This is a genomic window from Streptomyces sp. NBC_01006, assembly GCF_045162725.1.
In the GTDB taxonomy this organism is placed as follows: Bacteria; Actinomycetota; Actinomycetes; order Streptomycetales; family Streptomycetaceae; genus Streptomyces.
The window spans coordinates 746,903-760,651 of the sequence record NZ_CP108700.1 but is presented as its reverse complement, the minus strand read 5'-3'; the positions used below and the strand labels follow the sequence as shown (position 1 = coordinate 760,651).

Below are 13,749 nucleotides of genomic sequence, written 5' to 3'. Positions count from 1 at the left end.
CGCGTGCCCCGCTCTTCGAAGAAGCCCCGCCGGCTCGTCGCCGACGGGCGCGCCTACATATGGACGGTCTGCCACGGTCACCACGTGCCGGAGAACCGCGGCTGCCGCAAAACCCTCACCCTGCACACTCATCCGTCGGGCACCGGCGGCCTGCTGCGCTTCGTCTTCGACGAGGGCCCCGGCCGGTACGTCTCGGGTTTCACCACCGGGTCGGGGGAGGTGGGGGCCGTCGGCGTCGGCGCCCTGAACCTGCACGAACCGGGCACGGTGCGGTTCCTGCTCGACACCGCACTGGCCCGCGGATGGGACCCGGGGGAGAGGCGGGACGTGAAGGTCGACGGCTGGACCTTCCTCGATGAGGCGGTCGCCGCGCGCGGCTGAGGCCGCGGCCGTCGCCACCGTGCCCCGGCAGCACCGGCTCCTGACCACTGGCGCAAAGTTTCGATCCGTGGTTCCCGCGAGTGGAATCCGAGAAGAATTCGGAACAGACCCCGCGAGGTGTCGAGGATCGGTGCCCGGCTCCGACGTCCCCTGTGCAAGGCAACGGGAAACCACGAGCGAAGGAGGACGCCATGAAGTACCTCGTCATGGTGCAGGGCTCCCAAGTCGACTACGACGCCTACGGCGGCAAGGGCAGTGCGCAGAGCCCCGCGTGGAGCGAGCAGGACCTGAAGGCGATGTTCGCGCACATGGAGGCGATCAACAACGACCTCGCCGAGTCCGGTGAGCTGCTCGACGCGCAGGGGCTCGTCGAGCCCGCGCGGACCCGCTTCGTGACCGCCGACGGGGACGGCCGGCCGGTGATCACGGATGGCCCGTACGGGGAGACGAAGGAACTGCTCGCCGGGTACTGGGTGCTCGACTGCGCGAGCCTGGAGCGGGTCACCGAGATCGCGGCGCGGGTCGCCCGCTGTCCGCAGCCGGCCGGCGCGCCGGAGCACCCTGTGGTGATCCGGCAGATCGACGAGCGCCCCGAGTCCGAGCTCTTCACCAGCTGAACGTGCACGAACAGGACCCCGCCGAGACCGCCGAGCTCGCTGAGACGGTCGAGGACCTGCTGCGCAGGCACGCGCCGCAGGTCCTCGGCGCGCTCGTGCGCCGGTACGGACACTTCGACGCCGCCGAGGACGCCGTACAGGAGGCCCTGCTGGCCGCCGCGCGGCAGTGGCCGGAGACGGGGACGCCCGCCAATCCGCGCGGCTGGCTGATCCGGGTGGCCTCGCGGCGGCTGACCGACCGGCTGCGGGCGGACGAGGCACGGGCGCGGCGCGAGGAGACCGCCGCCCGTCTGGAACCCCGCGACACCCGGGCCGCACCGTCCGACGACGACACCCTCACGCTCCTCTTCCTCTCCTGCGACCCGGAGCTCGCGCCCGCCGCCCGGATCGCGCTGACGCTGCGCGCCGTCGGAGGCCTCACCACGGCGGAGATCGCCCGGGCCCATCTCGTACCGGAGGCGACGATCGCGCAGCGGATCAGCCGGGCGAAGGCGAAGCTCCGTGACCACCCCTTCCACCCGCCCGGCCCCGAGGACCGGGACGCCCGGCTGGCCACCGTCCTCCAGGTGCTCTACCTGATCTTCAACGAGGGCTACACCGCGACCTCGGGCCCCACCCTCCACCGCGCCGACCTGGCGCGCGAGGCGATCCGGCTGACCCGGGCGGTGCGCCGCCTGCTGCCCCGGGAGGGCGCGGTGGCCGGTCTGCTGGCCCTGATGCTCCTGACCGAGGCCCGCAGCGCAGCCCGTACGGGCACACACGGCGAGCTGATCCCCCTGGACGAACAGGACCGCGGGCTCTGGGACTCCGAGGCCATCACCGAGGGCACCGCCCTGGTCGAGGAGGCGCTCGCGGAGGGCCCGCCCGGCCCGTACCAGCTCCAGGCGGCGATCGCGGCCCTCCACGACGAGGCCGCACGCGCCGAGGACACGGACTGGCCGCAGATCCTCGCCCTCTACGACCTGCTCATCGCCCAGGTCCCCGACCCGATGGCGGAACTCGGCCGCGCGGTGGCCGTCGCGATGGTCCACGGCCCCGAGTCCGGCCTCACCGAACTCACCGCCCTGGAACCCCGCCTGAAGGACCATCACCGCCTCGCAGCGGTCCGCGCCCACCTCCTCGAACATACCGGCGCGACCGAAGCCGCCCGCGAGGCCTACGAGGAAGCGGCCCGCCTCACCCTGAACATCCCGGAACGCCACTACCTCCGCACGAGGGCCTCCCGGCTCGGACACTGAGCGCGCCGGGCCCTGAAGACGACAGGTTCCATGAGTGGTACAGATACGGCCAGTTGGTCGGGCACGCTCCGTGAGGGGGCTGCCTGATCCTCGGAGTCGGCGACCGGCTGGACTACGGCAAGTGACATCGCCGCTTCAGGAGCCGAACGCGGGGGCCGCCGTGCCGCCGTACGCGGCGGGCATTCGGCCAGTCGTGACGTGAAGTCTTGACGGCAGCAGGGCGGTTCAGTTGACTCACGCGGTGTCCTGTCCCGTGGTATAGACCTCGGAGGCGCTTTGTGACCACCGTACGCGTGACACCGGCCCGGCGCCGGCTCAGAACCGCCCTGCTGGGCGTGGCCGGCGTCCTCGCCGGGCTCCTCCCGCTCGCACAGGCCACGGCCACGGCCGCCGCCGGGGAACCGCCGCCCCCGACGGCGGTCGACCGTTTCGAGGGCGAGATCCCGTTCGCCGGACCGCCCGCGGAGGGAATCTTCACCTGGGGCAGCGATGCCGACGACAACCCCCGGCTGGAGCTCCGGGAGCGCGCCGACGCCCCCGAGGGCGCGAAGGTGCTGCACGGCGCGTACGACATCAGCGGCTGGGGCGGCTACACCCACGACTTCGCCTTCGACAAGCCCGCCCACGACTGGAGCGCCCGCGGCGGCATCCGGTTCTGGTGGTACGGGCAGAACACCGCACCGCTGCCACCCGGATCGGGCCCCCGGGTGAACTTCGAGCTCAAGGACGGCGGGGCCAACGGTGAGGCGTCCGAGCTGTGGACGACCTCCTTCACCGACGACTGGCAGGGTTGGCACCTCGTCGAGATCCCGTTCTCCCGGTTCGAGTACCGCACGGACTACCAGCCGGTCGGCGGCATCGACCACGTGCTCGGGCTGACCGAGATGTGGGGCTACGCCTTCACCTTCCCGGTGGGCCGCTCCGGCGAGTTCTTGATCGATGGATTGGAGGTGTACGGCGCCGCCGACCCGGTCGTGCAGACCAAGGTCGTCACCGACACGACCGTTCACCCTGTGAAGGAAGGCGGCTCCGCCGACGTACGCGTATCCGTGGCCACGACCGGCTCCGGACCGCTCACCGAGCCGGTGACCGTCGGCTACTCCACCGAGGGGGGCACCGCGACACCCGGAGCCGACTACCGGCCGGTGACCGGCACGCTCACCTTCCCGGCCGGGACCCCCTCCGGCAGCTCACGTACCGTCACCGTCACCACCACCAAGGACCGGGACGGCGAAACCGCCGAGACCGTACCGGTGAAGCTGACCGTGACCGGGGCCCGGCCGCCCGCCGAGGATCCGCTCGTGGTGATCGACGCGCACGGGCTGCCGTACCTCGACCCGAAGCTGCCGGTGCGCAAGCGCGTCGCGGACCTGCTCGCCCGGATGACCCCGGAGGAGAAGGCCGGGCAGATGACCCAGGCCGAGCGCAACGCGCTCAAGTCCCCCGGTGACATCGCCGCGTACGGTCTGGGCTCGCTCCTGTCCGGCGGCGGCTCCGTCCCCAGCCCCAACACCCCCGAGGGGTGGGCGAACATGGTGGACGGCTATCAGCTGCGCACCCGGGCGGCCCGACTCCAGATCCCGCTGATCTACGGTGTGGACGCCGTACACGGCCACAACAACGTCGTCGGGTCCACGATCATGCCGCACAACATCGGCCTGGGCGCCTCCCGCGACCCGGAGCTGGCCGAGCGGACCGGCGCGGTGACCGCCGCCGAGGTCCGGGCGACGGGCGTCCCATGGGACTTCGCGCCCTGCCTGTGCGTCACCCGCGACGAGCGCTGGGGCCGCTCGTACGAGGCCTTCGGCGAGGACCCGGCTCTGGTCACGGCGATGGAGACGGTGATCCGCGGTATGCAGGGGGCGCCGGACGGCCGGGACCTGGACCGCCCGGACAAGGTGCTGGCCACCGCGAAGCACTACGTGGGCGACGGCGGCACCGAGTACGGCTCCTCCACCACCGGCTCGTACACCATCGACCAGGGAATTACCCGGGTCACCCGGCAGGAGTTGGAGGCGGTGCACCTGGCGCCGTTCCGGGAGGCGGTCAAGCGCGGGGTGGGGACGGTCATGCCCTCCTACTCCTCGGTGGACTTCCTCGGTGACGACGCCGGCCCGGTGAAGATGCACGCCAACGCGGAACTGATCAACGGTGTGCTCAAGGACCGGATGGGCTTCAAGGGCTTCGTCATCAGCGACTGGCAGGCCATCGACCAGATCCCCGGCGACTACGCGAGCGACGTCCGGACCTCGATCAACGCCGGCCTCGACATGATCATGGTCCCGAGCGCGTACCAGGACTTCCACCGCACGCTGGTCGGCGAGGCGGCCGCGGGCCGGATCCCGCAGGCGCGGATCGACGACGCCGTGGCGCGGATCCTGGAGCAGAAGTTCAAGCTGGGCCTGTTCGAGAAGCCGTACGCCGACCGCACCGGCCTGGGTACGGTCGGCTCGGCCGAACACCGGGCAGTGGCCCGCCAGGCGGCGGCGAAGTCCCAGGTCCTCCTCAAGAACGAGGGCGGCCTGCTGCCGCTGAAGCCCTCGCAGAAGGTCTACGTCGCCGGCTCCAACGCGGACGACCTGGGCAACCAGGCGGGCGGCTGGACCGTGAGCTGGCAGGGCTCGTCGGGGCGTACCACGGTGGGCACCACGATCCTGGAGGGCATGCGGAAGGCGGCCGTCTCGCCGGAATCGGTGACGTACTCCAAGGACGCGACCGCGCCCACGGCCGGATACGACGTCGGCGTGGTCGTCGTCGGCGAGACCCCGTACGCGGAGGGCGTCGGCGATGTGGGCAACGGCCACGACCTCCGACTCTCGGAGGCCGACAAGGCGGCCGTGGACCGGGTCTGCGCGGCGATGCGGTGCGCGGTACTCGTGGTCTCCGGACGCCCGCAGCTGATCGGCGACCGGCTGGACCGGATGACGGCGCTGGTCGCGTCCTGGCTGCCGGGCACCGAGGGCGACGGGGTCGCCGATGTGCTGTACGGCAAGCGGCCGTTCACCGGCCGGCTCCCGGTCACCTGGCCGAAGTCGGAGGCCCAACTCCCGATCAACGTCGGCGACGCGGCGTACGATCCGCAGTTCCCGTACGGCTGGGGCCTGACCACGCTCGGCGCACCCCCGCAGGGCGGCGAGCCGGCGCTGCGCGCCCTCGCCCTGGCCGCGGCGGCGGTCGAGCGTACGACCGGGGCCGACTCGGAGGCCGGGCGCGCGGTGGCGGACCGGGCCCGGGCGATCGCCGCGGACCGGATCGGCGGCCGCTTCACGCAGGCCTCGTCCCGACCCTTCGCCGAAGCGGACCACCTCCTGATGACCGGCGACCTGACGGGAGCGGTGGCCGGCCTGACGGCAGCCTTCCGGGCCGCGGCCCGGTAGTGAGGCGGGGCCCCCGCGCTCCGGCGCGGGGGCCCCGCCGTCTCCGGTGTTTGACCTTGACATGGTGACAAGGTCTTCACTGCCGTCCAGGAGGTGGTTCCTATGACCACGGCGGACCAGGACACGAACACGCAGCGCGCTCTCCCGGGGCTGGAGGACAGCCGCCCGTCGGTGCGGCTGCGGGCGGCGCTGGCGATCGGCTCGACTCCGGACGCGCGCTCCGTGGAGAGACTCATGGAGCGGTGCGAGGTCGAACCCGACTTCTCCGTACGGGAGATGCTGACATGGGCGCTCACCCGGCACGCGGCATCCATCACGGTCCCACGGCTGATCGATGAGCTCCGTTCCGAAGGGGCGCAGGCACGAAGCCAGGCACTGCACACGCTGTCCAAGATCGGCGACCGGCGGGCATGGCCGGCGATCACCGGGGCGCTCCTGGCCGACGCCGACGACGAGGTGGCGCGCAGTGCCTGGCGGGCGGCGGTGTCGCTGGTGCCCGAAGGCGAGGAGCCGGAACTGGCCGGAGCACTGGCGGCGCAGCTGGGGCGGGGCGGGCGTGATACGCAGTTGAGCCTGAGCCGGGCGCTGATCGCCCTCGGTGAGGGAGCCGCTCTGCCCGCCCTACGCCCTGCGATGACCGATCCCGACCCCCGAGTGCGTCACCACGCGATGGCCACGGAACGCCTGCTGCGCGACCCGGACGCCGGATTCGAGTACGCCATCGAGGAGGCCAAACGCATCGCGGCCTTGCAGGACCGGCCGGGAGGGGAGTAGGCGCTGTTGATCGGGCCCACCCCGTGCGGATGCGGTGGCTTCGGGCCGTTCAGGTGGTGGAGCCCGGGGTGACGGAAGAGGCCGGAGGGGCAGGCCCCAGGCGGTGAGCTGGGCGGATCGGCGGGGAGCGGGGGCGCAGGCGCTACTGGAACCAGCCATGGGTGTGGGATCGGCCGAACCTCGCAGGGCCCTGGACGTGCTGGTGGGCACGAGCCACGGGCGGAGGAGGCAGAGGATGGCCGGATTCTCGACGTTCCGGGTGCCGGAGCGGGTCAGGGGGACCGCGGCGGACCAGGAGCTGGGGCGGAGGATGGTGCGGGCCTGGCAGCAGGACGGGATCTTTCAAGTTCGGCGGGATGCCGAACTGGGGGAGCTGACCGACGCCGCGATGTGCGCGGCACGGGCGTTCTTCCGGCTGCCGCTCGGGCTGAAGCACTGCTGCGTCAACGACCTGTCGTACAGCGGGTACATCGAGTCCGGGGAAGAGCTGACGGCGGGCGTGCCGGACCAGCCGGAGATCTTCACCGTCACCCCGCACTTCGACCACGACCACCGCCGGGTGCGCAAGGGGATGCCCTGCCATGGCCCGGTGCCATGGCCGGGTGATCCGTTCCGGTACGCCATCGAGACGTATCTGGGCAGCGTCGGTGAGCTCGGTGAGCGGATCCTGCGGCTCGTCGCCCTGGGGCTGGGCCTGGGGACCTCGGGCGCACGGCAGTTGACCGGGCTCACCCGGGGCGGCTGGCACCACATGCGGGTCCTGCGCTTCCCCGCTCGTACGGCGCCGTCGGCGCGGGGCATCGGCTCCCACACCGACTACGGACTGCTGGTGATCGCGGCGCAGGATGACGTGGGCGGGCTGTACGTTCGCCCGCCCGTGGAGGGTGAGCGGCGGTCGCGGAACTGGGTGGCGGGGGAGAGTTCGGCCGGGCGGGCCGAGGACGCACAGGACTGGCGGTTCGTGACGCCCGAGCCGGGGGTGCTGACGGTGTTCCCCGGGGACATCCTGCAGTTCCTGACGCGCGGGGCGGTGGAGGCGACGGCGCACCGGGTCCGGCTGGCGGAGCGGGAGCGCTACGCGCTCGCGTACTTCCACGAGCCGCACTTCGACGCGCGGATGCGGCCGTTGGGCGGGCGGCGCGAGGAGGAGACGCTGCACTACGGTCGCCACATAACCGACATGCTCATGAGGTGCTACCCGGAGCGGGCGACGACGCTGCGCATCATCCGGGAGGGCCGGCTCGCGGCGCTGGCCCGCTCCTAGACGGGCACCGGGGCGCGGGTCAGCCGCCCTGACCGGCGCTTCCGATGGGGCCGACCTTCACCGGGGAGCCGGGGCCCTCCGTGACGGGCAGGGTGGCGGCGCCCGGCCAGCCGAGGGTGACCGACTTCGTCTCGTCCGGCGGGGTCACCAGCAGTCCCGTGACGCGGACGCCGGAGCCGTCCGACGTGTTGAGCGGGTAGTTGATGCCGAAGGCCACCGACTTCCCGGGCTTGAGCGCGGCCGGCCCGGCCGGCTCACCGCTGCGCTTCGCGGACAGCGACCCCGCGTTCGTCTTCAGGTCGACGCCCGCGAACCCGGACAACGTGCAGTCCCGGCTGCCGCGGTTCTTCAGCTGCACGGCGACGGTGCCGTCGGGGTCGCCGTCGATGGTGTGGTCCATCGCCGTGATTTCCAGCTCGTCGGTGCGGCACTTGGCGACCTTGCCGTTCGCGTCGGAACCGGTCCCGGCGGCCGTGCCCTGCCCGGCCGGGCTCTTCCCGCTGGAGGCCTTCCCACCGCCTTGATCCGAACTGCCCGAGGCCGAACCACCCCCCGGGGAAGGGACGGTGGAAGCGGACGAAGGGCCGCTCGGCCCCTTGCCGCCATCGCCGCTCTGGCAGGCCGTGAGCGAGAGACCGGTGGCAACGGCCAGGGCGGCGAACGTGAGCTTGTTGACGCGCATCGCTTCTTCCTCAGTATCGGTCGGGGGCGCCGGCCGCTCGTACGGGTCGGTACGAGCGAGCGTTTCCAACCACCAGGACCCACCCACCCGGGCGAACCGTTCCGTCCGACCACCCCTTAATACATTGCTGTTACACCCACAGCGACGCGCCGGTCAGGGGCGCGGTCAGGCCAGGAAGGACAACCGCACCGTCCGCACTGGACGCCGTATGCCCCGCAGGAGCGAGCGACGAAGGGGGGGCGACGAAAGGGGTCTATGCGCGGAAGGCCTTCCGGAGAAGCTCCCCGAACTCGACCGGGTGCGTGGTCAGGCCCGTGTGACCGCCGGGGAAGTGCAGGAGTTCCGTGCCCAGCCGCTCGCTCAGCAGCGCGGCTGGACGGTAGGGCAATTCGCCCCGCGAGTCCTGGCCGCAGGCGAGCACGAGCCGGTCCGACAGGGACTCCAGGCGGTGGACGTCCGGGGCGTAGGCCATGAAGGCGGGCACGATGCGCCCAAGGAAGTACGGCAGGTCGGCCATCGTCCGCTCGGCCCGGGCCGCCGCCTGGGGCGGGAGTTCGAGCTCGGCGTGCGGCGGCTCGGCGGTGTCGCCGCCGCCCTCCTTCTCCAGGCCGGCGGCGAACTCGGCCATCGCCGGCAGGAGCCCCTGGGTGCGGAACGTCTCCTGCACGCGTACGAGGAGCGCACGGTGTTCGGGGGCGTCCGGCAGGACCTCCACCAGCGGCGGTTCGTGCGCCACGAGGCGCTCGACGCGTTCGGGGCGGGCGGTCAGCAGGTGCACCGCGGCGATCGCACCCGAACTGGCACCGAACACCCGGGCGGGCTCGCCGGGCGACAGCAGGTCCAGTATCCGCAACGCGTCGTCGGCGTGCTCGGCCACGCTCTGCTCGGCCTCGGGGTCGTCGAGCGCGCTACGGGACATGCCGCGCGGGTCGTACGTCGCGACGGTGTACTCGGCGGCCAGGTCGTCGGCGATGGCGTCGAAGGCCGCCGCTCCGCCCGTCCCGCCGGGGATCAGCAGCAGGAGCGGGCCCTGGCCGCGTACTTCGTAGTGCAGGGTCGCGCCGTTCACTTGCAGGTTGCCGAGGGTCGGGTCGGTCATGCGGAGTCTCCTTCTCGGGACGCGGGCCAGTGCTCCAGGAGGGTGTGGAGGGCGTCGAGGGCGCGGATCCAGGACAACTGCGGCGCACGCTCGTGCCCGAACCCGCCGGCGGCCTCCAGGGCGACGAACCCGTGGAACGTGCTGCGCAACAACCGGACCGCGTCGGTGAGGTCGGGCTCGGCCAGTCCGTAGCCGCGCAGCATGCCGTAGGTCAGCTCGACCGCGCGCCGCGGTCCGGGCGCCTGAGCGGCCAGCTCGGGGTCGATCCGGATCGGGGTCTGGGTCGCCGTGTAGCGGCCCGGATGCTGGTGGGCGTACTCCCGCCAGGCGTTGGCGAAGGCGACCAGTGCATCCTTGCCCGCCCGCCCGGCGGTGGCCTCCGCGATACGGATGGTCTTCTCGTCGGCCGCGAGCAGCGCGATCCGGCCGCGCAGATCGGCCAGGTTGCGCACGTGCGTGTAGAGGCTCGCGTCCTTCACACCGAGTCGCCGTGCCACCTGCGACATGGTCACCTGGTCGAGACCGGCCTCGTCCGCCAGCTCGGCACCCGCGACCGTCACCCGCTCAGCCGTCAACCCTGCCCGTGCCATGCACCCTCCACTTCATCCTAGGAATCCTAGTTTTAACCTAGGGCATCTAGGTAGGCAAATGCGGGGGAGGTGATGAGGGGGAGGGCTCCGGTGTTGCAGTGGGTCTCCGAGCGGGCCGAACCGCCCGTCCGGATTCCTGGCCCAGTGGGCGGCGAAGTCGGGGTCCGTGGCCGCGCCGACGGGCGACCATCAGCGGCAGCACGTAATTCCGGGCGGTCCAGGTCGGAGCGGTCGGCGGCGCTGCTGCGGCCACTGACTCCACCGTCAGGGCGGCGAGCGCCAGGAGCAGGCCGCGGCATACCGGGATCACGCCAAGCCCGGCCGCCCCCGGCGCAGGGCCTCGACCAGCCAGGGCTGGAAGGGCAGGTGCCCGGGGAGCACCTGCCAGTCGTTGGCGGTCCACACCAGCCGCCAGTAGCGCGCGACGAGCGGGTCGTGCCCCTCCTCGAACCGCTCCGCCATCCATTGCTTCAACTCGGGTCCGACAGGGCGGCCGAGGGCGGAGGCGAAGCGTGCCACCACGGCATCGACAACGGCTACGGCCTCCTCGTCCTGCGGATCGGTGCCCGATTCCCTCGCGGCGGCGACCGCCTGCCGGGCGAAGGCGACGAGTTCCGCCGCCGTCCCGGCGGCGACCCCCGGCAGGGCGTCCTCGTCCGCGGGTGGGAGCGCGGCGTGCGCCATGCGGGCGCGGAAGCCGTCGTCGGTGATGAGTTCGGTGATTTCCATCCATGCGGCGACCTGCGCGTCCGTCGGGTCGTCGGGCAGGTCGGGGACGGCGCTGCGCAGCGCGGCTGCCGCAGTGGGCGCGGACGGGGTCCCGGCGGCGGTGAGGCCGTCGATGAAGTCCGCCACCAGGCGGCGCCGTTCCTCGGACGTGCGACGGATGAGCTGGTGCACGAGAGCTGCCTCCTCGGGGTTGTGGCCGCGCCGGGCGAGGTGCCGCAGTACGCTCCGCCGCAGGCGCAGCACGCGGATCTGGAGTTCGGTGGCGTCGGCCCGGGCGGCGGCGACCTCGGCGACGGAGAGCTCGCCGCCGAGGACGCGTCGGATCGTGCCGAGATCGACGTCGAGCTCTCGCAGGGCACAGATGGTCTGGAGCCGGATCAGGGCCGCATTGTCGTAGCTGCGGTAGCCCGCCGGGGTGCGATGGCTCGGGGGCAGCAATCCTATGTCCGAATAGAACCGGATCGTCCGTACCGGTACGCCGGTACGGGTCGAAAGGCTGCCGATCGAGTGCAGGGACGTCGTGCCGTTCATGCCACCCACTCTCCGGTCTCCAGCCGGTGGAGAGTCAAGCCGCGTACGTCTCGCCACCGGTGGTCGAGTCGTGGCGCCGGCTAGTTCGTGGTCAGGGCTTCGAGGGCGGGGACGGTTTCGGCCGGGCTCGGCAGGGCGGCGTTCTCCGCCTGGAGGCGGGTGGCTGCCTCGCGCAGGTCGGGGTCGCTGATGAGGCGGGTCAGGAGCGGGGTGTCGACGGCGTCGGAGGTGGAGCGCAGGGCGGCGCCGGTGGCGGTGAGGGCGTCGGCGTTGGTGAAGTGGTCCGCGCCCTGGGGAAGGACGAGTTGGGGCACGCCTGCCTGGAGGGCGGTGAGCATGGTGCCGGAGCCGCCGTGGTGGATCAGTGCGTCGGAGGCCGTCAGCAACTCGGCGAGCGGGGTCCAGGGCAGCGGGCGGACGTTGTCGGGGAGGGTGCCGAGGGGGGCGAGGTCGGCGTCGCCGACGGCGAGGAGGAACTCGGCGTCGACCGAGGCCGCCGCTTCGGTCAGCTGGATGATGGCGCGGACGCCGTCCATCTCGGTGAGCACGGTGCCCAGGGTGACGGCGACGCGCGGGCGGGTGCCGCGGCGGAGGAGACCGGCGGAGATGGTGCCGCCGCCGTTGTAGGGGAGGTAGCGCATCCGCAGGCCGCCGTCGTCGCCGCCGAGAGAGGCGGGAACGATGTCCAGCGCGGTCGGTACTGCGGGCCCTTCCACCCCGTACGTCTCGTACGCCTCGGTGAAGTTCGCGGCGAGCCGGGCGACCATGTCGTGGCCGGAGGTGACGCCGAAGTTCTGGATCACCGACGGGATCTTGAGCTTGGCCGCGACGAGCGGGGCGGAGGCCTGGAAGGAGTCGTAGACCAACAGGTCGGCACCCCAGTTCTCGGCGGTCTCCCGCAGCCCGTCCACGGTGGGCCGGGAGGCCAGCGCGAACCCGCGGGCCGCCATGTCGAGGATCTGGTCCGTGCTCAAGTCCGGGTTGACGTAGCGGGCCTCCTCACCGGTGGACTGCTCGAACACCTCCCGGATCGTACGGCCGTCGCCGATCTCGACGATCGGGAATCCGGCCTGGCGCAGGTGGTTCAGCGGCTGCGAACACGCGAACAGCACGTCGTGGCCGGCGGCGCGCAGGGCCTGCGCGGTGGGGATCATCGGGAACAGGTGACCGGCCGAGGCCGGTCCGGTGAAGAGTACGCGCACGGTGTCTCCTAGCCCATTGGGTCTGTCGGTCGGGGGCGAGCCGTGCGGGCCCGCCCCCGGTGCCGTGCGTTGAACTGACCGGGAGGCAGGCCGTGTTCCCGAGGGGGTCGATAACCGGACGTTCTGCTACGGGCCTTGCCGGGCAGGGGTGCGATGTGCTCACGAGACGCCGGCGGCCCCGGCAGGACGGTACGTACGACGCGATCTAGCCTTCGACGAGAGGGGTCAGGCCGTCCAGGAGGGCCTTGAGGCCCAGTTCGAAGAGGGCGTCGAGTCGTAGGTCATAGCCGTCTTCGAAGGCTCCGAGCGCCTTGGTGAAGGCGGGGAAGCGGCCGGATTCCATCAGGGTGCGGAGGGTGGGGGCGCGGTTTTCCATCCACTCGTCCTCCGACTGGCCGGTGGTCGCCTCGGCCTGTGCCTCCCACTCCAGGTGCACGGCCAGCCCCTGGACGTGGCTGTAGAGCAGCACGTGGATGTCGAACAGAGTCTCGGGATCGAGGCCGTGGCCGTCGAGTGCGGCCAGTACCCATTCGCCGTGGACCATCAGGTTGGGTACGAGCAGCGGGCGGGTGAGGGAGCTGAGCTGGGCCAGCCACGGGTGTCGGCGGTACAGGGCCCACAGGGTTCGGCCGCCCAGCTCGATGCGGGAGCGCCAGCCCTCCGGGGCGTCCGCGGGGTAGGACTCCTCTCCGAAGGCGGCGTCGGCCATGAGCAGGACGAGGTCGTCCTTGCTGGGGACGTGCCGGTACGGCGACATGGCCGCGACGCCGAGCCGGGCCGCTACGCCGCGCATGGAGAGCGCGGAGAGCCCTTCCGCGTCGGCGATGTCGATGGCGGCGCGGACGATCCGGTCGAGGGCCAGGTCCCCCTCGAAGGCCAGGGCCGATGAGGCGGACGAAGAGGGCGAGGCGGATGAACCACTTGAACTCGATGACGGCCGCCGGCGCGGCGGCGCCACCGGAGCGGGCGCGGCCACGACCGTGCCCGTGCGGGGCCGGGTCTCGACCAGCCCCTCCAACCGCAGGGCGGTCAGGGCCTTGGCGGCGGTGGCCATCGCGACGTCCCACTCCCTGGCGACCTGACGGGTCGACGGGACCCGGTCCCCGGGCGCGAGTTCGCCGTCCGTGATGCGCCGGCGGATCTCGCCGGCGATGCGCAGATAGGGCGGCACGCCCTGTGCCCCTGTGGGATGTGTCACGTTCTCTGCCCCTCCCCCTCTGTACTAGTGCAGAGGTTAGCAGCCAAGATGCCGAGCGAGCCCCAAC

The 13,749-nt window shown here is 72.2% G+C and carries 12 protein-coding genes; 6 read left to right on the top strand and 6 right to left on the bottom strand.

Annotated features, from left to right (window positions below; translation table 11 throughout):
* Positions 1-3 precede the first annotated feature (3 nt).
* The 6 genes from OG509_RS03405 to OG509_RS03380 all read left to right on the top strand — a co-directional run bounded on the left by OG509_RS03405 (position 4) and on the right by OG509_RS03380 (position 7,651).
* Entirely contained in the window at positions 4-381 is a 378-nt protein-coding gene (locus tag OG509_RS03405) for a hypothetical protein (RefSeq protein ID WP_406179976.1), read from the top strand.
* A gap of 191 nt (positions 382-572) precedes the next feature.
* Positions 573-998 (top strand): YciI family protein, encoded by a 426-nt coding sequence (locus OG509_RS03400; RefSeq protein WP_406179974.1) that lies wholly within the window; start codon positions 573-575, stop codon positions 996-998.
* 2 nt (positions 999-1,000) lie between these two features.
* Complete coding sequence (locus tag OG509_RS03395; protein ID WP_406179973.1) at positions 1,001-2,236, top strand: RNA polymerase sigma factor; 1,236 nt, start codon at positions 1,001-1,003, stop codon at positions 2,234-2,236.
* 278 nt (positions 2,237-2,514) lie between these two features.
* Entirely contained in the window at positions 2,515-5,613 is a 3,099-nt protein-coding gene (locus OG509_RS03390; RefSeq protein WP_406179972.1) for a glycoside hydrolase family 3 protein, read from the top strand.
* A gap of 102 nt (positions 5,614-5,715) precedes the next feature.
* Positions 5,716-6,387, top strand: a complete 672-nt coding sequence (locus tag OG509_RS03385) for a HEAT repeat domain-containing protein (protein WP_406179970.1) — start codon at positions 5,716-5,718, stop codon at positions 6,385-6,387.
* Positions 6,388-6,622: 235 nt separating this feature from the next.
* Positions 6,623-7,651, top strand: a complete 1,029-nt coding sequence (locus OG509_RS03380; RefSeq protein WP_406179968.1) for a 2OG-Fe(II) oxygenase family protein — start codon at positions 6,623-6,625, stop codon at positions 7,649-7,651.
* A gap of 19 nt (positions 7,652-7,670) precedes the next feature.
* Here OG509_RS03380 and OG509_RS03375 read toward each other — a convergent pair whose 3' ends face one another.
* The 6 genes from OG509_RS03375 to OG509_RS03350 form a co-directional block, all read right to left on the bottom strand.
* Complete coding sequence (locus tag OG509_RS03375) at positions 7,671-8,333, bottom strand: DUF4232 domain-containing protein (RefSeq protein WP_406179967.1); 663 nt, start codon at positions 8,331-8,333, stop codon at positions 7,671-7,673.
* Between the two features lie 253 nt (positions 8,334-8,586).
* Positions 8,587-9,432, bottom strand: a complete 846-nt coding sequence (locus OG509_RS03370; protein WP_406179965.1) for an alpha/beta fold hydrolase — start codon at positions 9,430-9,432, stop codon at positions 8,587-8,589.
* Positions 9,429-10,022 (bottom strand): TetR/AcrR family transcriptional regulator, encoded by a 594-nt coding sequence (locus OG509_RS03365; protein ID WP_406179963.1) that lies wholly within the window; start codon positions 10,020-10,022, stop codon positions 9,429-9,431. The genes OG509_RS03370 and OG509_RS03365 overlap by 4 nt, the downstream gene beginning before the upstream one ends.
* 306 nt (positions 10,023-10,328) lie before the next feature.
* A complete protein-coding gene (locus OG509_RS03360) occupies positions 10,329-11,282 on the bottom strand; it encodes a MerR family transcriptional regulator (protein WP_406179961.1) in 954 nt (317 codons plus the stop codon).
* Between the two features lie 80 nt (positions 11,283-11,362).
* Positions 11,363-12,484, bottom strand: a complete 1,122-nt coding sequence (locus OG509_RS03355) for a nucleotide disphospho-sugar-binding domain-containing protein (protein ID WP_406179959.1) — start codon at positions 12,482-12,484, stop codon at positions 11,363-11,365.
* Positions 12,485-12,689: 205 nt separating this feature from the next.
* A complete protein-coding gene (locus OG509_RS03350) occupies positions 12,690-13,682 on the bottom strand; it encodes a TetR/AcrR family transcriptional regulator C-terminal domain-containing protein (RefSeq protein ID WP_406179957.1) in 993 nt (330 codons plus the stop codon).
* Between the last annotated feature and the right edge of the window lie 67 nt (positions 13,683-13,749).

What these genes read in the sequence shown, in the direction of transcription:
- OG509_RS03400 (WP_406179974.1), top strand. Translation starts at nt 573, where the DNA reads ATGAAGTACCTCGTCATGGTGCAGGGCTCCCAAGTCGACTACGACGCC.
- OG509_RS03370 (WP_406179965.1), bottom strand. Translation starts at nt 9,432, where the DNA reads ATGACCGACCCGACCCTCGGCAACCTGCAAGTGAACGGCGCGACCCTG.
- OG509_RS03360 (WP_406179961.1), bottom strand. Translation starts at nt 11,282, where the DNA reads ATGAACGGCACGACGTCCCTGCACTCGATCGGCAGCCTTTCGACCCGT.
- OG509_RS03380 (WP_406179968.1), top strand. Translation starts at nt 6,623, where the DNA reads ATGGCCGGATTCTCGACGTTCCGGGTGCCGGAGCGGGTCAGGGGGACC.
- OG509_RS03375 (WP_406179967.1), bottom strand. Translation starts at nt 8,333, where the DNA reads ATGCGCGTCAACAAGCTCACGTTCGCCGCCCTGGCCGTTGCCACCGGT.
- OG509_RS03365 (WP_406179963.1), bottom strand. Translation starts at nt 10,022, where the DNA reads ATGGCACGGGCAGGGTTGACGGCTGAGCGGGTGACGGTCGCGGGTGCC.
- OG509_RS03385 (WP_406179970.1), top strand. Translation starts at nt 5,716, where the DNA reads ATGACCACGGCGGACCAGGACACGAACACGCAGCGCGCTCTCCCGGGG.